This window comes from Aeromonas sp. R2-1 (assembly GCF_040908425.1).
GTDB classification, from domain to species: domain Bacteria; phylum Pseudomonadota; class Gammaproteobacteria; order Enterobacterales; family Aeromonadaceae; genus Aeromonas; species Aeromonas caviae.
The window spans coordinates 103,232-122,652 of sequence record NZ_JBFODR010000053.1 but is presented as its reverse complement, the minus strand read 5'-3'; the positions used below and the strand labels follow the sequence as shown (position 1 = coordinate 122,652).

Annotated in this window: 16 protein-coding genes; 8 read left to right on the top strand and 8 right to left on the bottom strand. The window is 61.0% G+C overall.

The features are described 5' to 3' along the window. Nucleotides 1-57: 57 nt before the first annotated feature. Genes AB5Y80_RS19015 through AB5Y80_RS18995 form a run of 5 tightly spaced genes read left to right on the top strand, consistent with a single transcriptional unit; the run spans nucleotide 58 to nucleotide 4,894 of the window. Nucleotides 58-1,677: an ABC transporter substrate-binding protein gene (locus AB5Y80_RS19015; protein WP_368173409.1), complete on the top strand. Its 1,620-nt coding sequence runs from the start codon at nucleotides 58-60 to the stop codon at nucleotides 1,675-1,677. Nucleotides 1,678-1,688: 11 nt separating this feature from the next. Further along, on the top strand, nucleotides 1,689-2,666 hold the full coding sequence (locus tag AB5Y80_RS19010; RefSeq protein ID WP_324033128.1) for an ABC transporter permease: 978 nt from the start codon (nucleotides 1,689-1,691) through the stop codon (nucleotides 2,664-2,666). Then, on the top strand, nucleotides 2,656-3,471 hold the full coding sequence (locus tag AB5Y80_RS19005) for an ABC transporter permease (RefSeq protein ID WP_368173369.1): 816 nt from the start codon (nucleotides 2,656-2,658) through the stop codon (nucleotides 3,469-3,471). The genes AB5Y80_RS19010 and AB5Y80_RS19005 overlap by 11 nt, the downstream gene beginning before the upstream one ends. Then, entirely contained in the window at nucleotides 3,465-4,253 is a 789-nt protein-coding gene (locus AB5Y80_RS19000; RefSeq protein ID WP_368173368.1) for an ATP-binding cassette domain-containing protein, read from the top strand. The genes AB5Y80_RS19005 and AB5Y80_RS19000 overlap by 7 nt, the downstream gene beginning before the upstream one ends. Further along, the gene (locus AB5Y80_RS18995) at nucleotides 4,253-4,894 is read left to right on the top strand and encodes an ATP-binding cassette domain-containing protein (RefSeq protein WP_324033126.1); all 642 of its coding nucleotides are present in this window, start codon (nucleotides 4,253-4,255) and stop codon (nucleotides 4,892-4,894) included. Before AB5Y80_RS19000 ends, AB5Y80_RS18995 begins: the two co-directional genes overlap by 1 nt. A 353-nt stretch (nucleotides 4,895-5,247) precedes the next feature. On the opposite strand, the gene hypB is transcribed toward AB5Y80_RS18995, so the two are convergent. Then, nucleotides 5,248-6,078, bottom strand: a complete 831-nt coding sequence (hypB, locus tag AB5Y80_RS18990; RefSeq protein ID WP_368173408.1) for a hydrogenase nickel incorporation protein HypB — start codon at nucleotides 6,076-6,078, stop codon at nucleotides 5,248-5,250. On the opposite strand from hypB, the gene AB5Y80_RS18985 reads away from it, so the two are divergent. Beyond that, complete coding sequence (locus AB5Y80_RS18985; RefSeq protein WP_324032511.1) at nucleotides 5,959-6,333, top strand: hypothetical protein; 375 nt, start codon at nucleotides 5,959-5,961, stop codon at nucleotides 6,331-6,333. The two genes, hypB and AB5Y80_RS18985, sit on opposite strands and share 120 nt — an antisense overlap. On the opposite strand, the gene hypA is transcribed toward AB5Y80_RS18985, so the two are convergent. From hypA to AB5Y80_RS18950, 7 genes are all read right to left on the bottom strand, one after another. Continuing rightward, nucleotides 6,311-6,652: a hydrogenase maturation nickel metallochaperone HypA gene (gene hypA / locus AB5Y80_RS18980; protein WP_324032510.1), complete on the bottom strand. Its 342-nt coding sequence runs from the start codon at nucleotides 6,650-6,652 to the stop codon at nucleotides 6,311-6,313. The two genes, AB5Y80_RS18985 and hypA, sit on opposite strands and share 23 nt — an antisense overlap. 69 nt (nucleotides 6,653-6,721) lie before the next feature. Beyond that, nucleotides 6,722-7,726, bottom strand: coding sequence for a hydrogenase expression/formation protein HypE (hypE, locus tag AB5Y80_RS18975; RefSeq protein WP_368173367.1), 1,005 nt, complete (start codon nucleotides 7,724-7,726; stop codon nucleotides 6,722-6,724). Further along, nucleotides 7,723-8,835 carry a hydrogenase formation protein HypD gene (hypD, locus tag AB5Y80_RS18970; protein WP_368173366.1) on the bottom strand — a complete coding sequence of 371 codons (1,113 nt, stop codon included), beginning with the start codon at nucleotides 8,833-8,835 and terminating at the stop codon, nucleotides 7,723-7,725. Before hypD ends, hypE begins: the two co-directional genes overlap by 4 nt. After that, a complete protein-coding gene (locus AB5Y80_RS18965) occupies nucleotides 8,829-9,080 on the bottom strand; it encodes a HypC/HybG/HupF family hydrogenase formation chaperone (protein ID WP_021230224.1) in 252 nt (83 codons plus the stop codon). Before AB5Y80_RS18965 ends, hypD begins: the two co-directional genes overlap by 7 nt. 5 nt (nucleotides 9,081-9,085) lie before the next feature. Beyond that, the gene (gene hypF, locus AB5Y80_RS18960; protein ID WP_368173365.1) at nucleotides 9,086-11,497 is read right to left on the bottom strand and encodes a carbamoyltransferase HypF; all 2,412 of its coding nucleotides are present in this window, start codon (nucleotides 11,495-11,497) and stop codon (nucleotides 9,086-9,088) included. A 473-nt stretch (nucleotides 11,498-11,970) separates the two neighbouring features. Then, on the bottom strand, nucleotides 11,971-13,839 hold the full coding sequence (gene kup, locus AB5Y80_RS18955; protein ID WP_368173364.1) for a low affinity potassium transporter Kup: 1,869 nt from the start codon (nucleotides 13,837-13,839) through the stop codon (nucleotides 11,971-11,973). A gap of 663 nt (nucleotides 13,840-14,502) precedes the next feature. Further along, nucleotides 14,503-15,594, bottom strand: coding sequence for a DUF4236 domain-containing protein (locus AB5Y80_RS18950; RefSeq protein ID WP_368173363.1), 1,092 nt, complete (start codon nucleotides 15,592-15,594; stop codon nucleotides 14,503-14,505). A 685-nt stretch (nucleotides 15,595-16,279) separates the two neighbouring features. On the opposite strand from AB5Y80_RS18950, the gene recR reads away from it, so the two are divergent. Then, complete coding sequence (recR, locus tag AB5Y80_RS18945) at nucleotides 16,280-16,882, top strand: recombination mediator RecR (RefSeq protein ID WP_010674419.1); 603 nt, start codon at nucleotides 16,280-16,282, stop codon at nucleotides 16,880-16,882. A gap of 540 nt (nucleotides 16,883-17,422) precedes the next feature. After that, complete coding sequence (gene htpG, locus AB5Y80_RS18940; RefSeq protein ID WP_368173362.1) at nucleotides 17,423-19,336, top strand: molecular chaperone HtpG; 1,914 nt, start codon at nucleotides 17,423-17,425, stop codon at nucleotides 19,334-19,336. The last annotated feature ends 85 nt before the right edge of the window (nucleotides 19,337-19,421 follow it).

The following is a 19,421-nucleotide window of genomic DNA, read 5'->3' as shown; positions in this document are numbered from 1 at the left end:
CGCCTCATTGAGGTGGCGTTGCATCTCTGCGAGTGAATCCTGGGAACAAGGATCATGATGAAGATTGAACATGGCCGCGTCGATGGCCTGCTGGGTGCGCCAGTCCTGGTGCGGGCACTGTCCCTGCTGGCCCTGCTCTCGGGCGGTTTCTCTACCATGGCGCTGGCTGCCCAGCCCGTCCCCGCCGAACTCAAGCTTGCCATCGGAGCCGAACCCACCGAAGGGTTTGACCCGCTGCTTGGTTGGAGCCACGGCAGCTATCTGCTGCTGCACAGCCCGCTGCTCAAGCAAAACGCCGACCTCAGCTGGCAGAACGTGCTCACCCAAGCGGTGACTCCGAACCAGGATGGCAAGGGGTGGCTTATCCGCCTCAAGCCGGATCTGACATTCTCCAACGGTGCACCGCTTACCGCAGAGGATGTGGCCTTCACCTACAACAGCGCAGCCCAGGGCGGCGGCAAGATCGACATGGGCAACTTTGTCTCGGCCAAGGTGCTCTCGCCCACCGAGGTTGCCATCACCCTGAGTGCCCCCCAGAGCACCTTTGTCAACGTGCTGGGATCCTTGGGGATAGTGTCGAAGAAGGATTACGACGCAAAAGCCTATGCCCAAAAGCCGGTCGGTGCCGGCCCTTACCGGCTGGTGAGCTTCCTGCCCGGCCAGCAACTGGTGGTGGAGGCCAACCCCCATTACGCCGGCGGCAGCAATGACTTCAAGCGGCTGGTGTTTGTCTTTATCGATGAAGAGAGCGCCTATGCCGCCGCCCAGAGTAATCAACTCGATCTGGTGCGCATCGCCCCGTCGCTGGCGCCTACCGTGCCTGCTTCCCTCAAACTCTGGGTGCGCCCGAGTGTGGAGAACCGCGGCATCGTCTTTCCCATTCCGCCTGCGGGCGGCAAGGATGCCAAGGGTTATCCCATCGGCAACGACGTGACCTCGGATGTGGCGGTGCGCCGCGCCATCAACTACGCCATCGACCGCAAGCTGCTGGCCGATCAGCTGCTGGAAGGGCACGCCATCCCCGCCTATAGCGCGGTAGAAGGCTTGCCCTGGCTGAACAAAGCTACCGCTTTCAAGGATGGGGATGCGGCCCACGCCAATACCCTGCTCGACGAGGCAGGCTGGAAGAGGGGCAGTGACGGCATTCGCCACAAGGGCTCCCTGCGCGCCGCCTTTACCCTCTGGTACACCAGTGGCGACAGCACCCGCCGGGATCTGGCGGAAGCGGTGCGGGCCATGCTGGGACCCATCGGCCTTGAGGTGAGCCTCAAGTCCGGCAGCTGGGAGCAGGTGGAGCGGGAGATGCACGCCAACCCGGTGCTGATGGGGTGGGGGAGTCTGGATCCCATGGAGCTCTATCACCACTACCAGAGCGGCTCCGGTGGCGTGGAGTTCTACAATCCGGGCTACTACAGCAATTCGGTGGTGGATAGCCACCTCAAGCAGGCGCTGGATGCCCCGAACTGGCAGGCGGCCGTGCCGTTCTGGCAGCAGGTGGAGTGGGATGGCAAGACCGGCGCCGGAGTGCAGGGAGATGCCGCCTGGGCCTGGCTGCTCAATGTGCAGCATACCTATCTGGTCAATCGCTGCATCGAGCTTGGCAAGGGGGCGCCGGAAATTCACGGTAGCTGGTCACTGCTCAACAACTTGCAGGATTGGCGGTGGACGTGCCGTTAAGTTCGTCCACCATGATGACTGCCACTCTAAAAGCCCTGCTGCGTCTGGCAGGGCTGATCTGTCTGGTCTCGGTCGCCACCTTTGTGCTGTTGAGCTACTCCCCTATCGACCCCATCAAAGCCTATATCGGCAACGATCTGCTGCACGTGCCGCCCGAGCAGTACGCCCGCATCGCTGCCCGCTGGGGGCTGGATCAGCCGCTCTGGCTGCGCTACTGGCACTGGTTTAGCCAGGTGCTGCATGGGGATCTCGGTTACTCCATGCTCTACAACGCGCCTGTGGGTGAAGTCATAGGCCAGCGCTTTACTGCCTCTTTCCTGCTGCTGGCGGGCGCCTGGCTGCTCTCCGGATTTTTCGGGATTTTGCTGGGCCTCTGCGCCGGTCGCTATCTCAATCGCTGGCCCGATCGCCTGATTTGCCGGTTTGCCTATCTGCTCGCCTCCCTGCCCACCTTCTGGGTCGGCCTCTTGCTGCTCGCCCTGTTTGCGGTGCACTGGCCTTGGTTTCCGGTCTGCTGCGCCTGGACGCCGGGGCTCGCTGCCGATGAGGCGGATTGGTTGATGCGGTTGCGTCATCTGTTGCTGCCGGTGGCGACCTTGACCCTGCTGGGGCTTGGCAACATCGCCCTGCACACCCGGGAGCGGGTGGCCGAGGTGCTGGAGAGCGACTTTATCCGCTACGCCCGCGCCCAGGGTGATGGCGGCTGGCCCATGCTGCGTTTTCATGTGCTGCGCCATGCCCTGACCCCGGCCATCTGTCTGCAGTTTGCCTCCCTTGGCGAGTTGATTGGCGGATCGTTCTTGGCCGAGAAGGTCTTCTCCTACCCGGGGCTCGGCCAGGCCACCGTGGATGCGGGGCTGCGGGGCGATATCCCCTTGCTGATGGGAATCGTGCTCTTTTGCACCCTGCTGGTTTTTATTGGCAATACGGTGGCTCGGGTGCTGCTGGCCCGCATCAATCGGGGTTGGGAGGGCGAGCATGCTGTTTAATCCGTTTCCCTCCATACTGCGGCTGGTTTTTGCCCTGCTCGGATTGGCGCTGCTGGCCACTTACGGCTGGAGCCTCTCTCATCAGGATGTGCCGATGGATCTGCTGGCGCGCCAGCAGCCTCCCTCGCTGGCCCACTGGTTCGGCACCGATCAGATGGGGCGGGATCTCTGGTTGCGGGCTTTTCAGGGCACCCTCACCAGTCTGGAGCTGGGGATCAGCACGGCGCTCTGCAGTGGTCTGCTGGCCATGGTGGCGGCAAGTGTGTCGCTCATTCATCCCAGATGTGATGCGGCGGTGCGGCTGGTGATCGACGCCATGCTGGCGCTGCCCCATATGCTGCTCTTGATCCTTATCTGCTTCACCGTGGGGGGCGGTATGCGCGGGGTGATCCTGGCGGTGGCGCTCACCCACTGGCCCAAACTGGCGCTCATTCTCTGCGCAGAAGCGCGGCGGATCGCCTGCAGCGACTATGTGGTGCTGGCCCGCTGTCAGGGGATGGGGGCGCTGCGTCGCTGGCGCACCCATCTGTTGCCGGGGCTGTTGCCCCAGTGGTTTATCGGCACCCTGCTGATGTTTCCCCATGCGGTGCTGCACAGCGCTGCCTTGAGCTTTCTCGGCTTTGGACTGGCGGCCCACGAGGCCTCGCTGGGTCTGCTGCTGGCCGATGCCTTGCGTTATCTTGCCGGTGGCGGCTGGTGGCTGGCCCTCTTCCCCGGCCTGATGTTGTTGCTGCTGGTGTTGCTCTTTGATCAGGCAACCCGCGCTCTGCAACAGCTGCTGTGGCACAGGAGTGAACCATGCTGAGCTTCGACCATGTGACCATAGAAGCGGCCCACTACTCCTGGCTGGGGCGGCGTAGCTGGCAGCCTTTGTTGACCGATATCAGCCTGCAACTGGCGCCCGGCGAAATCGTGGCACTGGTGGGGGGGAGCGGTGAGGGCAAGAGCCTGCTGCTGCAAAGCGCCCTGACATTGCTGCCGGACAATCTGCGGATGCGCGGCACAATCTCCCTCGATGGCACGCCCCTGTGCGATGCCAGTCGTGCCCGTCTGCGCGGTCACACCCTCTGCTATGTGCCGCAGGGGGTGAGCGCCCTCAATCAGCTGCTGACGGTGGAGCGCCAGCTGGGCCGTGCGGCGCGTCTGTGCGGTCAGAGCGGTTCCCGCGAGCGGCTCGGCGAGCAACTGCTGCGCTACCAGCTGCCCGCCGCCACCCTGGACAGATTCCCGCGCCAGCTCTCCGGCGGCATGGCCAAGCGCATTCTGGCCTGCACTGCGGCGCTCGGCGGCGCCCGCTACATTCTGGCAGACGAGATCACCGCCTGGCTCGATGAAGGGTTGGCCTGTCTGCTGCTCGGCCAGTTGCGTGAATTGGCCAATCAGGGCAGCGGCATCCTCTGGGTGACCCACGATCTGGCGCTGGCGGCCCGCTTTGCCGATCGCATTGTGGCGCTGCATCAGGGGCAGGTGAGCGATACTTTGAGCTGCCACCATCTGCGTCAGGGGCAGGGGAGCGAGATGCTCCGCGCCCACTGGCAGGCACTGCCGGAATTCAACGCGCTCTTCTCTGTGCCGGAGGTTTCCTGATGTTTGAAGTACGAAATCTCACTATCGCCCAGGGGGAACGTCCCCTCTGGCAGGGATTGTCGCTGACGGTGAAAGCGGGCGAGCGACTCGGTATCTCTGCGCCGAGTGGCCATGGCAAGACCACCCTGGGGCGGGTATTGGCGGGTTGGCAACCGGTTGGGGCTGGCGGGCAGATCCTGCTGGATGGGCAGCCGGTGCCTGAACAGGTAAAAGGTTATCACCCCATCCAGCTGGTGCCTCAGCACCCGGAACTCACCTTCAATCCTTATCGCACCACCGGGCAGGCGCTGTGGGATGTATGGCGCCCCGATGACGCCATGCTTGCCCGCTTTATGGTCAAGCCTGAATGGCTCGGTCGTAAACCCGGTCAACTCTCCGGCGGCGAGCTGGCCCGAATCGCACTGCTGCGCGCCCTCGATCCCCGCACCCGACTGCTGATTGCCGACGAAGTGACCGCCCAGCTGGATCCGCAGATTCAGCGCCAGCTCTGGCGGGAGTTGATGATGGAGTGCGAGCAGCGCGGTCTCGCCATGCTTGTCTTCAGTCACCAGCAGGCTCTGCTGCGCCAGATCTGTCATCGGGTGCTGCGCTTTGGTGAGCCGCCTGCGGAGCAGGAGGCGATGGCCCGTAGCGTGGCCTGAGGAATGGCTTCCCCCTCATTCCCAGCCCTTCTCCCGCAAGGGGAGAAGGGAGCAGAAGGTGCCATTTCGCCAGGCTCGGGGTTTAGGGTTTGGAGAACCTTGGGGTTTGAAAATATGGCTGGTTGTTATGCTCGAAGCCCCCTGAGGGGTTTGAGGGCGTCGTATAGCCGCGGCATCCACAAACCGATTCCCTCTCCCTGGGGAGAGGGCCAGGGTGAGGGGGCGCGAGTATGAAACGCTGGCCATTCTGTACAGAGAGAATCGTTGGCAAAGCACGCAGATAAAAGAGAGGGAGGCATCAGCCTCCCTCTCTTGTTATCTACCGTTATCAGCGGCGTTTAACCGGTTCTGGTTCAGGCCGTGGCCAGCCAGTTGAGCCAGGCATCCATCCCTTCCCCCGTGGTGGCGCTGACCTGGATCACCTGAATATAGGGGTTGACCCGTTTGGCGTTCTCGATGCAGCGGGCCACGTCAAAGCTGACGTAGGGCAGCAGATCGATCTTGTTGATCACCATCAGCTGGGCGGCGGCAAACATGTCCGGGTATTTCAGCGGCTTCTCTTCCCCTTCGGTGACGGAGAGGATCGCCACCTTGTACTTCTCGCCGAGATCGAAGCTGGCGGGGCAGACCAGATTGCCGACGTTCTCGATAAAGAGGATGCCCCCTTCATTGGCGGGTAGCTGGTGGCAGGCGTCGTGGACCATTTTGGCGTCCAGATGGCAGCCCTTGCCGGTGTTGATCTGCACGGCAGGCACGCCAGTGGCACGGATGCGATCCGCATCTCTGCTTGTCTGCTGATCCCCTTCGATCACCGCGCAGGGGCGCTTGTCGGACAGCTGGCGCAGGGTTTCGCACAGCAAGGTGGTCTTGCCTGAACCCGGGCTCGATACCAGGTTGAGCACCAGCTGGGCCGCCTCGTCGAAGTGTTCGCGGTTGTGGGCGGCCAGCGCGTTGTTTTTGGCCAGCACGTCCATCTCGATGGCGATCAGCTGGCGCTGCCCCATGCCGGGCACCGACAATCCCGCTTCCCCTTTGCCGTAGTGCAGATCACCCTGCTGGTGGTCATGGTCATGGTCATGGTCATGGCTGTGATCATGGGGATGCGCGTGGGAATGGCCGTGGTCATGAGAGTGGACATGATCATGATGATGGTCGTGGGGGTGATCATGACCCTCGTGGCTTATGGGATCTCGCACCCCGTGGTAGTGGTGATGGACATCCCCCTGATGGTGATAGTGGTGGTGAATGATCAGGGTGCGCGGTGCACTCTGCTCATGGTCATGATGGTGATGGGCGTCATGACCATGATGGTGGTCGTGCTCATGTTCATGGTGATGTTCATGTTCGTGATGATGCTCATGATCGTGCTCATGGCCGGCGATCCGCGCCTGGCCGCATCCGCATACGCTACACATATCAACTTACCTCGATGTCGGTGATGCGCAGGCTATCACCCTGCGCGACTCGTAATTTGTATCCGCCACACCCGGGGCAGGCCTGCCCCCGTTCAGTGAGGGTGACCGTCTGGTTGCAGTCGTAACACCAGGCCTCTGCCGCCTGGTGTTGAAAGTGCAGTTGGGCGCCTTGGGCCACTGTGCCTTTGGCGGCCGCCTCGAAACAGAAGGCAATGGTGTCCGGGTCGACGCAGGAGAAGCTGCCGACCTCGAGCCAGAGGGCGGTCACCTTGCTAAAGCCCCGCTGGGTGGCCTGTTCGGCCGCCAGATCGATGGCGGCCATGGCCAGAGACATTTCGTGCATGGTGGCTCCTTAACCGATATGGGGAGGAGCAGTGACTCCTCCCTGTAATTGACTAGACGGCATGGCCGCTCAACAGATCCGCGGCAGCAGCTCCCCTTGCGGCAGCTCCAGATAGCGGCGGCTGCCCCAGGGGTTGCTCAGGATCACCTTGTGGCGATCGCTCGCCTGCACCACGCCGATCTGGCTTGCCGCGGGGTTGAATTGCCGCAAGATGCCCAGCGCGTCCTGTGCCTGTTCGGCAGGCAGGGCCAGCACCATGGTCCCCTCGTTGGCGAGATCATGGGGCTCGAAACCGTAGAGCTCGCACAGGCCGCGTACCGGATCGCACACCGGAATGGCGGACTCCTCCAGTTCGATGGCCACCTGGGAGGCGCTGCTCCACTCGTTGAGCACGGCGGCAAGGCCGCCGCGGGTGGCGTCGCGCAGGGCGTGAGGGGTAATCCCCGCTTTTAGCAGCGCTTCGACCTGCGGCCAGAGGGTGGTGCAGTCGCTCTTGAGATCGGATCCCAGTTGCAGGGCGTCACGGGCCATCAGGATGCAGGCGCCGTGGCTGCCGATATCCCGCGACACCAGGATGGCGTCACCGGCCTTGAGGCTCCGCACCGAGATGCCCCGGCTCTGTTCGGGCAGCGGGAAGGTGCCGACCCCGCTGGTGTTGATAAAGATCTTGTCGGCGGCCCCCTTGGGCACCACCTTGGTGTCGCCGCAGACGATGCGGGCACCGCTGTTGGCAAGTTCAGTCGCCATCGACTCGACGATGCGGGCGAGATCGGCGTAGGGGAAACCCTCCTCGATGATAAAGCTTGCGCTCAGATACTCGGGCTTGGCCCCCATCATGGCGAGATCGTTGACCGTGCCGGCGATGGCCAGCTTGCCGATATCGCCCCCCTCGAAGAAGAGCGGCGAGACGGTAAAGCTGTCGGTGGTGAAGGCAACGGGGCCCTCTACCGGCAACAGGGCGGCATCTTCACCGCGCAGCAGGATCTCGTTGCCAAAGTGGCGAAAGAAGAGGTGGCTTATCAGCTGGTTCATTTCTACACCGCCGCCGCCGTGGCTTAACTGGATTTCTCTCATTGGATCCCCATATATCGGTAGTAGGCATTGCAGGCCCCTTCGGAGCTGACCATGCAGCTGCCCATGGGCTGGGTCGGGGTGCAGCCCCGGCCAAAGACGTTGCACTGGTTCGGTTTGGCCAGGCCGCGCAGGATATCGGCGCACTGGCACGCCTTGTGGTCATCGATGGGAGTCTGAGCGAGCGCAAAGTGACGCTCCGCATCGCGCTTGGCAAAGGCATCGCGCAGGCGCAGGGCGGAGGCGTTGATATCCCCCAGACCTCGCCAGCGAAAGTGCTCGCGGGTCTCGAAAAAGCGCTCGACCAGCCGCTGGGCGGCTTTATTGCCACTGGCGGTGACGGCGCGGCTGTATTGCACCTCCAGCGCGTAGCGACCCTCCACCTTCTGGCGCACCATCATCAAGAGCGCCTCCATCACATCCACCGGCTCGAAGCCGCTCACCACCACCGGCACCTGATAACGATCGACGATAGGCAGGTAGATATCGGCGCCGGTAATGACGCTGACGTGGGAGGGGCCGATAAAGGCATTCACCTTGGCCACTCCGTCGGCCATCACCGCATGAATGGCGGGGGGCACCAGTACATGGTTGATATGAAACAGCAGGTTCTCAATCCCCTCAGCTTCAGCCGCCGCCAGCAAGGCGGCCGTCATGGGGGTGGAGGTCTCGAAACCGATGGCGAAGAAGACCACGGTTTTCTCAGGGTTCTCACGGGCGATACGCAGGGCGTCGAGGGGGTCATAGACGGGGCGGATATCGCTCCCCTTGGCGCGCTGCTGGGCCAGCGTGCCCTTGGAGCCCGGCACCCGGATCATGTCCCCCAGGGTGACCAGAATGACGTTCGGTTGACTCGCCAGCTCGATGGCCTGATCGATGCGCTCTTTTGGCATGATGCAGACCGGGCAGCCGGGGCCGTGGACAAACTCGATGCTGGCTGGCAGCAGCTGGTGCAGGCCGTACTTCATGATGGTGTGGGTATGGCCGCCGCACACTTCCATCACCCGCAGCGGCTCTGGCAGATCTTTGGCAAGCTCGGTAATTTGGGCGGCGAGGGCGCGGATCACCTCGGGCTGACGAAAACCCTGAAAGAGATCATTCAAGGTCAGCATGGCAAAATATCCTGCTCTGGCATCAGGGCCACCATCTGGCGGAAGCTCTCGAGGCTGGCCTGCGCCTCCTCTTCGTCAATCTTGCTCATCACAAAGCCGATGTGGAGCAGCACATAGTCGCCAATGTTGAGAGGCTCTTCGAGCAGCATGCAGCTGACGCGCCGCTGTACCCCCAGGGTGTCGACGGTGACGCAGTTATCTTCGGGGTGCAGCTGCACCACCTGAGAGGGGATGGATAGACACATGAATTTCAGGACTCCGACAAGGTGGCACAACCGGTGGTGACAGGCTGATGCGTGGCAAGATGGTGAATGGCAAACCAGAGCTGACCGGCGGCGATGCCACCGTCATTGAGCGGCAGGGTTTCGCTGGTCAATACCTGCCGACCGGCGGCTTCGAGTGCGGGCACCAGCTGGTCCATCAGTACCCGGTTTTGAAAGACGCCGCCCCCGAGCGCCACCGGATAGCCGGGGAAGCGCTCCGCCAGGGCGATGACCAAATCGTTGATGGCGCGGATAAAACCGGCGGCCAGGCTGGCGGTGGCGGTGCCTTTTCGCCGCTCGCTGACAAGGGTATGGATCAGCTTGGCCCACTGGATCTGCAGTGGCCCCTCTGTTGATTGGCTGAGATCAAAGGCGAGGGGGAAGGGCAATTCATCGGGGGCCAATTGTAAGGCGGCTGCCTCCAGCAAGAGTCCCGCTTCGCCCTCGTAATCCGGGGTGTCGATCACTCCCAAGAGCGCCGCCACCGCATCGAACAGCCGACCGATGGAACTAGTATAGGGGGCGTTGCGACCGAGGCGCCAGAGCTGGTGCAGGTTGCTGATCCGCTCAGCGGGCAGTTGTTTGATCGCCGGCATATCGAGGGCACTGATCTGCTCAGGGCTGTGCGATTCAAACAGCAGCCCCAGCAGCTGGCGTACCGGCTCGCGGATGGCCGCCTCGCCACCGATCAGCTTGAAGGGCTGGAGGTGGGCAACGCGCTCAAATCCCTGAACATCTGCCAGCAGCAGCTCGCCCCCCCAGAGGGTGCCGTCATCGCCAAGGCCGGTACCATCGAAGGCAACCCCCAGCACCGGGCCCGTGATGTCGTGCTCGGCCATCACCCCCAGCAGATGGGCGTGATGGTGCTGCACCTCGAGATGGGTGGCATTGTGATCGCGGCAGTAGATTTTGGCCCACTGATGGCTGAGATAGCCCGGGTGGCGATCCGACACCAGAACTTCGGGCTTGAGAGCGTAGAGATCGCGAAAGGTCGCCAGGGTCTGCTCGAAGTGCTCCTGCATCGGCAGGCTGTGCAGATCGCCGATGTAGGGGCTGTAGATGCGCTGGCGGCCGAAGGCGAGCGCCAGCTGGTTCTTCTGCTGCGCCCCGACTGCCAAGAGTGGCACCTGGACCGCCTCTTTCAGGCTGGGAGTGCAGGGGGCATAACCCCGGGCGAGGCGCAACGTCTGGCGTCGCCCGCCCGCCCACTGCACCAGACTGTCGTCGCAAGGGTGCAGGATGGGGCGGTTGTGATCCAGGATACCGTCAATCTCGCTGCCGAGTTCCCTGACCACCGTCTCGCATTCGATAAGGATCGGGCTGCCGCGGCTGTTGGCGCTGGTGGCCACCAGCGGCATGGCGCAGGCATCCAGCAGCAGCTGATGGAGCGGGGTATAGGGGAGCATGATGCCAAGGTAGGGGATGCCGGGGGCTATCCCCTCGGCCAGCGGCGTGGCTGACAGTCCAGATTCTGAGTGCCGATCATCGTTTTTGCGCTTGCGCAGCAAGGTGATGGGCCTGGCCTGAGAGGCGAGCAGCTTCCACTCGTCTTCGCTGCCGGTGACATGCAATTTGGCCTCGGCAAGGGAGCCCATCATCACCGCCAGCGGCTTGCGTGCGCGCCGTTTTAACTGGCGAAGCCGCGCCACGGCAGACTCACTGCGGGCATCACATATCAGGTGATAACCCCCCATCCCCTTGACCGCGATAAGCTTGCCCGCTTGCAGGGCGCGGGCAGCGGTGTGCAGGGCATCCTCACACTCGGCCAGCGCATCGCCGTGGCCGCTGCGCCAGCTGAGATGGGGCCCGCACTCGGGGCAGCTCACTGGCTGGGCGTGGTAGCGTCTGTCCAGCGGGTTTTCATAGGCCGCCGCACAGCGCGGGCACATGGCAAAGCCCGCCATGGCAGTATGGGGGCGGTCGTAGGGGAGGCGGCGGATGATGGTGTAGCGCGGGCCGCAGTGGGTGCAGTTGGTAAAAGGGTAGTGGTGGTGGCGATCGTTGGGGCTGGCCACATCCCGGGCGCATGCCTCGCACATCCCCTGATCCGGCGAGATGGCGACCGTGGCCGCGCTCTGCTGCTGGCTCGCTTTAATTCGAAACTGGCCATGAAATTGGCCATCGAAGTCGGGATCATGAGCAAGGGGCAGCTCCCGCTCGCTGACATGATCGATGCGGCTAAGCGGCGGCGCCAGTTCCCGCAGTTCGCAGGCAAAGGCTGTGAGCTGCTCAGGGGATCCTTCGGCGCCTATGGTGACGCCATTGGCATCGTTCAAGACATAACCGGCAAGGCCGTGGCGCAGCGCCAGCCCATAGACGAAGGGGCGAAAGCCGACCCCCTGCACGATACCGTCTATATGAAATTCCCTGCGCAGTCGAAGGCGTGTCGACGTGGTCATGGCGCCATCCAAAGAGGGGCCAGCGCCCCTCCCTGATAACCGGGGGGCAGGGAACCCTCCCTCATGACAGGGAGGCTGGGGAGGGCCGACAGGGGCGGCCATCCGGCGATCATCCTGGGGGATGTCATGCGATATCGAACTCCCATCTGCTGGCCTGCCGCCACGGCATGGGCCATCGGGTGCAACGAACGGGGGGCAACGGGCTGCGTCGCGATAGAAGGGGCGTAGCCTTGACAGGCAGAGGAGGCCCTCGCCCTGTCACGGGGGCCAAGTTTACCGGGGCCCCGGTCCCCAATACCTTGATCTCGCCCCGGTTTGAGTGCCAGATGCGGCGCTTCTTTGCGATCCTGTGAGGGGCGCCACGTCTCCTGGCGGCTCGAGATCCCGGGCGGAAGAGAGAGGCGCTCAGCAATGAAAGAGGGAGGCGGTTGCCTCCCTCTTGCGTGCCATGACCTTGGGCGCGGCGCCCGCCATCAGATATCCACCTGGGATCCCAGCTCGATGACCCGGTTGGGCGGGATCTCGAACTGATCCGGCGCCCGCAGGGCGTTGCGCTGCAGCAGCATAAAGAGCTTGCCCCGCAGATAGAGGTACCAGGGGCGCTCCTTCATGATGAGGGACTCGTGGGCCATGAAGAAGGAGGTCTCCATCATACGGCAGCTCAGCCCCTCGGCGTTGCAGCGGTGGAAGATCTCCTCCACGTTGGGGGTCTCGCGCCAGCCGTAACTCGCCACCACCCGCCAGAAGGTGGGGGAGAGCTGCTCGATGCAGACCCGGCGCACGTTGTGGACATAGGGCACATCCTCCACCTTCAGGGTGAGCAGGATGACGCGCTCGTGCAGCACCTTGTTGTGCTTGAGGTTGTGCAGGAGCGCATGGGGGATGACGTTGACCACCCGCGACAGATAGACCGCCGTGCCGGCCACCCTGGTCGGCGGGGATTTTTCCAGCGAGGCGATCATCGGCTCCAGCGAGTTGCCGTGCTCGTTCAGGCGGCGAATAAGCTGGAAGCGCTCGCTCTTCCAGCTGGTCATCAGGGTGAACATGACGGCACCCAGGGTGAGCGGCAGCCAGCCGCCGGAGAAGATCTTGGCGAGGTTGGCGGTAAACAGCGGGACGTCGATGGCGAGCAGCAGGGCGAAGAGGGTGGCCACCAGCGGCTTGCGCCAGTGCCAGCTGTGGCGGGCCACCGAGCAGGAGAGGATGGAGGTTAGCACCATGGTGCCGGTCACGGCGATGCCATAGGCCGCCGCCAGGTTGCTGGAGTGCTCGAAGCTCATGATGACGATCACCACAGAGAGATAGAGCAGCCAGTTGATGACCGGAATATAGATCTGGCCGGACTCCTGCTCCGAGGTGTGGACGATGCGGATGGGGGAGAGATAGCCGAGCCGCACCGCCTGCCGGGTGAGGGAGAAGACCCCGGAGATGACCGCCTGGGAGGCGATGACGGTGGCGAGCGTCGCGAGCAGCAAGAGCGGTAGCAACGCCCACTTGGGCGCGAGCAGGAAGAAGGGATTGGCGATGGCCTCGGGATTGCCGAGCAGCAAGGCCCCCTGACCGAAGTAGTTGAGCACTAGCGATGGCAGCACCACCATGAACCAGGCGCGGCGAATGGGGCTCTTGCCAAAATGGCCCATGTCCGCATAGAGCGCCTCCACCCCCGTGATGGCCAGCACCACGGCGCCCAGGGCAAAGAAGGAGGCGCTCTGATAGGTCATGAAGAAGCGCAGCGCCCAGACCGGGTTGAGCGCCCCCAGCACCTCGGGGTGCTGGAGGATGCTATTCAGGCCAAGCACCGCCAGGGTCAGGAACCAGATCAGCATGATGGGGGCAAACAGCTTGCCCACGGCGGCGGTGCCGTGCTTCTGGATGGCAAACAGCAGGGTCAGCACCAGCACCGAGAGCGGCACTATGTAGGCGTCCAGGGAAGGCGCCACTATCTTCAGGCCCTCGATGGCCGACATCACCGACATGGCCGGGGTGATCACCACCTCGCCATAGAAGAAGCTGCCGCCGACGAGCCCCAGGATGATCAGCACCGGCGTCCATTTTTCCGGGGTGTTGCGGGTCGCGAGCGACATCAGGGTGAGAATGCCCCCTTCGCCCGCGTTGTCCGCCCGCATCACGAAGGAGAGGTACTTGACCGAGACCACCAGGATCAGCAGCCAGAAGATAAGCGAAAGAAAGCCCAGGATGGAGGCGGGCTCGACGCCGAAACCGAACTGGCCGGAGAGGCACTCGCGCAGGGTATAGAGCGGGCTGGTGCCGATGTCGCCATAGACCACGCCGATCGCCGCCAGCATGATGCCGGACAGGGCGGGTTTGTTAGTACAGTTCATGAAATTATCTTGTCTGATTGCCGGTGGCATGGCTGCCAACACAGGGGCCCCGCACTACCGGGAGTTCACGGATAGTCGTTCGGGAGGATCTTCAGGATTGCGATGGGAGCGGGGGTTAGCTGGATATAAATAGGAGGCTCATCATGGACACAGTCTGTTTATCTGCGATTCAGCTTATGATGACACAGAGTCTGTGGGAGTATGCTCAGGTATAAATAATCAAAAAAGACTGTTGAGCGAGGTTATTAATTACTCCTTGATTGAAATAGGCCCCCGAGCAGCGGGCAAGAGTTTGTTTTTGCTAAGCAGCCATTTTTAACCAGTCTTTTCAATCAAACGGGTTGAAAAACAGACGATAAAATGTTGACCAATAAATTATCGGCAGGAGCGACAGGGAGGGAAGGCTTGGGTGGCAATGGAGTCTTTATTTCATCGGCTGGATGGAGAATGGTCGGGAAGAGAAGTGACCGCAGTAAAGACAGCCACTATAAAGTGAGGGCATAAATACAGGGTGGGAATGTAGGGTGCAATAAGCGAAGTGAATTGCACCACTAATTAAAAAATGCAAGAGGTGCAATGCGCTGCGCTTATTGCACCCTACGGCACTAATCGAAAAAATAAATACGATGTTCTATGACCAATGAATCTCACAAATTAATATTCTTATGTTTCCTTTGGCAGGCTGGTTGCTAGAGCAGAAAGAGCATTTTTAAAGTCCTCAGCAGGGCCGCGTTTAGATAATTGGACTAATTCATTAAGCCCTGTAGAACTGGTAAACGTCATTTCTTGATATAAACAGATTGGTAGCTCGTGATTGTTTTTGAATCTGCGGTCAGGCCCACCAGATTTATTTACATACTTCCACGTCTTATCAACAATCAATGCATCGCTTGGAACGGTTTCATCTTCAATAAACCGCCTATCACGTACCGTCACAAGGAGTGCTTGATAACTTACTGCTCCGACTCCTGCAGCATCGTAAACCAGAACTCGGTCAGGGAAGAAATGCAAAGTCTGACGACCAACGGCAAGTGCGACAGTTTTTACATTCGTTTGTAAATATGGAGGCTCAGAGATCTGAATTGTTGTTGTTTTGCGGTCTACTAGATTACTGGCACCCGCATGGTATTTTTTATCAAGGACCTTACCAGAGGCCGATATGTGCCAAGCTTTTCTACATTTCTCCAAGCGTTCAGCTGCTTGGAACAGTTTATTATATGTAGTCTCCATTTCTGGTTCAAAGTCATAGAACAACACAGTTGTCTTAGCCAGCATATCTCGTGTATGAGATACCCAAGTGAAAAACAAACCCAATACTAATGTGGAAAGCACAACCCATCTTGGTAGCTCCATATTATTCAATAAATATGTAAGCCCTAAGGACGTAATAAAAACGATTGGCCACATCCTATATTTCTTTCGTTTATCATTTAGCTCGTTGAGTAACTCTGATGAAGATGAATCAACGATCTGTGTGACATGTGCGGAATCAATTTCCTTTAGCGGTTCATGAGTGTAATGATGGGGATCACTTGTAACGTGCTGGTTTATATCTTGAATCAAAGAGCTTTCAGATGGAGAACTAACAATAGTGGAACGGTAGTAAATATTTTTCGTACCAATTCTGACATAGTTTCCCCTTGGGCCTGTTCCAATTCTTAGGCCTTTAATACCAGCAGAAACACCTAGCCCAGATTTTGATAGATTGAAACGAAAAGGGCCAACAGCAATGCTCTTCCTTATATAAAATCCCATGTTTACTCCGATGTAAAAAACGCCCTGCTAAGAGATTCGTGCGAGGAAATGTTCGTTGCAGAGTTGGTTGCCATCTGGGACATGCTATCTCGTCGATTAAAAAACAGTAGCGGGAGGTGTTGGAAACCGGACCTTGCTCAACAAATGAGTCAACAGGGGGGCTTTTTTGTTCTGTTTTTCTTTACGACTTACACATTTTAAATAGAAAAACTAAACGTTTTTGCCGCCGATCTACTTTCTCCAGGGCCTGTTGGCGCTGTCTTGCGCCCTGTTGCCGCCATTTCATCAATGGGTCGTAGGCATGTCGTCGAGCGGTCTGCCGCACGATGGGGCAGGGACTGTCATCCGGGTGTCGAATTCATCACCTTGTCGCGTCAATAGTTGTGACCGGCCGGTGATATAGAACCCTCTAGGCTCTCTCCCTAATAACGGCATTAGGCTGCGGATCCCGATTTCTGCATCGGGTGCCGTACTTGTTGGTGGCTGCGACGGGTCACTTGCGAACCTGAGTCAGCCCTGAGTGCAAGGCTGCCCTGCTCCGCCCGACGGGGATCCGGCCATTGGCGCCCGGGGCCGGCTCGGGTATAGTCCTGCGCCAACAAGATAGGTTCGGATGGAGGAGTCGGCACCGCTTCAGGCAAGCGGGCCGAATCACTCCTTCGGCGCGGCTTTAAAGGATATCCCCATGAAATTCAGTCCCCTGCTCGATGAGATGATGAAGGCGCTGCAGGTCTTGCCGGGCGTGGGCCCGAAATCGGCCCAGCGCATGGCGTTCACCCTGCTGGAGCGCGAGCGCAGCGGCGGCCTGCGTCTCGCCTCCCTGCTCAACCGGGCGCTCACCGAAATCGGTCATTGCAGCCACTGCCGCACCTTTACCGAGAACGATCGCTGCGAGATCTGCGCCAATCCCAAGCGCGAGGAGAACGGCCTGCTCTGCGTGGTGGAGAGCCCGGCGGACGTGGCGGCCATCGAGCAGACCGGCCAGTTCTCCGGCCGTTACTTCGTGCTGATGGGCCACCTGTCGCCCCTTGACGGCATCGGCCCCGAGGAGCTGGGGCTCGATATCCTGGAGCGCCGCCTGCAAGAGGAGCAGATCAAGGAGCTGATCCTCGCCACCAACCCCACCATCGAGGGGGATGCCACCGCCTGGTACATTGCCGACATGGCCCGCACCGCAGGGGTGGAGGTGAGCCGCATCGCCCATGGCGTGCCGGTGGGCGGGGAGCTGGAGCTGGTGGATGGCACCACGCTCTCCCACTCCCTGATGGGGCGCCAGCGCCTGAGCTAAAGAGGCCACGGACCCCACCCCGGCCCTCCCCTTTATAGGGGAGGGAGCAATGGATCTTGCCCCACTCCTCCCTTTGGCAAGGGAGAAAGCAACGAACCCCACCCCGGCCCTCCCCTTGGCAGGGGAGGGAGCAATGGATCTTGCCCCACTCCTCTCTTTGGCAGGGGAGAAAGCAACGAACCCCATCCCGGCCTTCCACTTGATAGGGGAGGGAGCAATGGATCTTGCCCCACTCCTCCCTTTGGCAGGAGAGAAAGCAACGCACCCCACCCCAGCCCTCCCTTTGGCAGGGGAGAGCAAGGCTGACTCCGCTATTGGCTCCACGCTCGATCCCAATCTGACCCTCCTCGCCAGACAGGGGACGACGGTGCACCTCCCCCTTGTGAAGGGGGAGGCCGGGAAGGGGTTGCCTGTGTGGGCCAAGCGAGGGGCCGGTGTGCAAATTTGCTCTCAAGTTTGCACGTAAGCCCCTTGATATTTGAAAGGCCAACCCCATCTAGCTTGGGAATCTGTTCAACCCGACGTTTTGAGGACTGGTCGATGACCCAAAGTGTTCACGCCGAAACCCACGGCTTTCAGACTGAAGTCAAACAACTGCTGAGCCTGATGGCTCACAGCCTCTACTCCAACAAAGAAGTATTCCTGCGCGAGCTGATTTCCAACGCCTCCGATGCGGCGGACAAGCTGCGCTTCAAGGCGCTTTCCGATGCCTCTTTGTTCGAAAACGACGGCCAGTTGCGCGTGCGCCTGGTGGTGGACAAAGAGAACAAGACCCTGACCATTTCGGACAACGGCATCGGCATGACCCGTGACCAGGTGATCGAGCACCTGGGCACCATCGCCAAGTCCGGCACCGCCGAGTTCTTCAAGAACCTCTCCGGTGACCAGGGCAAGGATTCCCAGCTGATCGGCCAGTTCGGGGTGGGCTTCTACTCCGCCTTCATCGTGGCCGACAAGGTGACCGTGGTCTCCCGCGCCGCTGGCACCGCGCCGGAGCAGGGCGTGCAGTGGGAATCACAAGGGGAAGGCTCCTTCACCGTGGCCGATGTGACCAAAGCCGGTCGCGGCACCGACGTCATCCTGCACCTGCGCAGCGATGAGGAGGAGTTCCTGGACGACTGGCGCCTGCGCTCCGTGGTCAGCAAATATTCCGACCACATCAGCGTGCCGGTGGAGATGTTCAAGGAGGGCACGCCGGATCGGGAAGAAGACGGTGAAACCATCGTCGGCACCCCGGGGGAGTGGGAGCAGGTCAACCGCGCCACTGCGCTCTGGACCCGCAACCCGAAGGACATCAAGGACGAGGAGTACCAGGAGTTCTACAAGCACGTCGCCCACGACTTCGAAGACCCGCTCCTGTGGGGTCACAACCGGGTGGAAGGGGCCCAGGAGTACACCAGCCTGCTCTACATCCCGGCCCGCGCGCCGTTCGATCTCTACAACCGCGAGCAGAAGCACGGCCTGAAACTCTACGTGCAGCGCGTCTTCATCATGGACGACGCCGAGCAGTTCATGCCGACCTACCTGCGCTTCGTGAAAGGGGTGCTGGACTCCAACGATCTGCCGCTCAACGTCAGCCGTGAAATTCTGCAGGACAACAAGGTGACCGCCTCCCTGCGCAAGGCCTGCTCCAAGCGCGTGCTCACCATGCTCAACAAGCTGGCGAAAGACGACGGCGAGAAGTACGCCAAGTTCTGGAGCGAGTTCGGCAATGTGCTCAAAGAGGGCCCGGCCGAGGATTACGCCAACCGGGAAGAGATCGCGAAGCTCTTGCGCTTTGCCAGCACCGCCGGCGAGGGCGAAGCCCAGACCGTGTCGCTGGAGGATTACGTTGGCCGCATGAAGGAAGGTCAGCAGAAGATTTACTACATCACCGCCGACTCTTATGCCGCTGCCAAGAACAGTCCGCACCTCGAGATTTTCCGCAAGAAGGGCGTCGAAGTGCTGCTGATGTGGGAGCGGGTGGACGAGTGGCTGATGAGCCACCTGACCGAGTTCGACGGCAAGCAGCTGGTCTCCGTCACCCGTGGCGAACTGGATCTCGGGGATCTGGAAGACGAGGCCTCCAAGCAGGCGCAGGAAGAGGCCGAAAAAGCCAACGCCGGTCTGGTGGAGCGGGTCAAGAAGAGCCTCGGTGAAGCGGTGAAAGAGGTGCGCGTCACCCACCGTCTGACCGACTCGCCGTCCTGCATCGTCACTGACGCCCACGGCATGAGCACCCAGATGATCAAGCTGATGCGCGCCGCCGGTCAGCCGGTGCCGGAGCAGAAGTACATCCTGGAGCTCAACCCCGACCATGCCCTGGTGAAGAAGCTCGGCACCATCGAGGATGAGAGCCTGTTTGGCGAGTGGGTCTCCCTCCTGCACGAGCAGGCCCAGCTGGCGGAGCAGGGCGGCCTCAATGATCCGGCGAGCTTCGTCTCCCGTATCAACCGTCTGCTACTCCAGGCGTGATGTGATTGTGATTGGCCCACTGCATGACAGTGGGCTTTTTTTTGGCCGTTCCCCTCTGGTGCGCTGCTGCATTTTCAATCATTTT

Coding starts and splice junctions, on each gene's coding strand:
- AB5Y80_RS19015 (WP_368173409.1), top strand. CDS start 58: ATGAAGATTGAACATGGCCGCGTCGATGGCCTGCTGGGTGCGCCAGTC.
- AB5Y80_RS19010 (WP_324033128.1), top strand. CDS start 1,689: ATGATGACTGCCACTCTAAAAGCCCTGCTGCGTCTGGCAGGGCTGATC.
- AB5Y80_RS19005 (WP_368173369.1), top strand. CDS start 2,656: ATGCTGTTTAATCCGTTTCCCTCCATACTGCGGCTGGTTTTTGCCCTG.
- AB5Y80_RS19000 (WP_368173368.1), top strand. CDS start 3,465: ATGCTGAGCTTCGACCATGTGACCATAGAAGCGGCCCACTACTCCTGG.
- AB5Y80_RS18995 (WP_324033126.1), top strand. CDS start 4,253: ATGTTTGAAGTACGAAATCTCACTATCGCCCAGGGGGAACGTCCCCTC.
- AB5Y80_RS18985 (WP_324032511.1), top strand. CDS start 5,959: ATGGTCATGGTCATGGTCATGGCTGTGATCATGGGGATGCGCGTGGGA.
- hypA (WP_324032510.1), bottom strand. CDS start 6,652: ATGCACGAAATGTCTCTGGCCATGGCCGCCATCGATCTGGCGGCCGAA.
- hypE (WP_368173367.1), bottom strand. CDS start 7,726: ATGAGAGAAATCCAGTTAAGCCACGGCGGCGGCGGTGTAGAAATGAAC.
- hypD (WP_368173366.1), bottom strand. CDS start 8,835: ATGCTGACCTTGAATGATCTCTTTCAGGGTTTTCGTCAGCCCGAGGTG.
- AB5Y80_RS18965 (WP_021230224.1), bottom strand. CDS start 9,080: ATGTGTCTATCCATCCCCTCTCAGGTGGTGCAGCTGCACCCCGAAGAT.
- hypF (WP_368173365.1), bottom strand. CDS start 11,497: ATGACCACGTCGACACGCCTTCGACTGCGCAGGGAATTTCATATAGAC.
- kup (WP_368173364.1), bottom strand. CDS start 13,839: ATGAACTGTACTAACAAACCCGCCCTGTCCGGCATCATGCTGGCGGCG.
- AB5Y80_RS18950 (WP_368173363.1), bottom strand. CDS start 15,594: ATGGGATTTTATATAAGGAAGAGCATTGCTGTTGGCCCTTTTCGTTTC.
- recR (WP_010674419.1), top strand. CDS start 16,280: ATGAAATTCAGTCCCCTGCTCGATGAGATGATGAAGGCGCTGCAGGTC.
- htpG (WP_368173362.1), top strand. CDS start 17,423: ATGACCCAAAGTGTTCACGCCGAAACCCACGGCTTTCAGACTGAAGTC.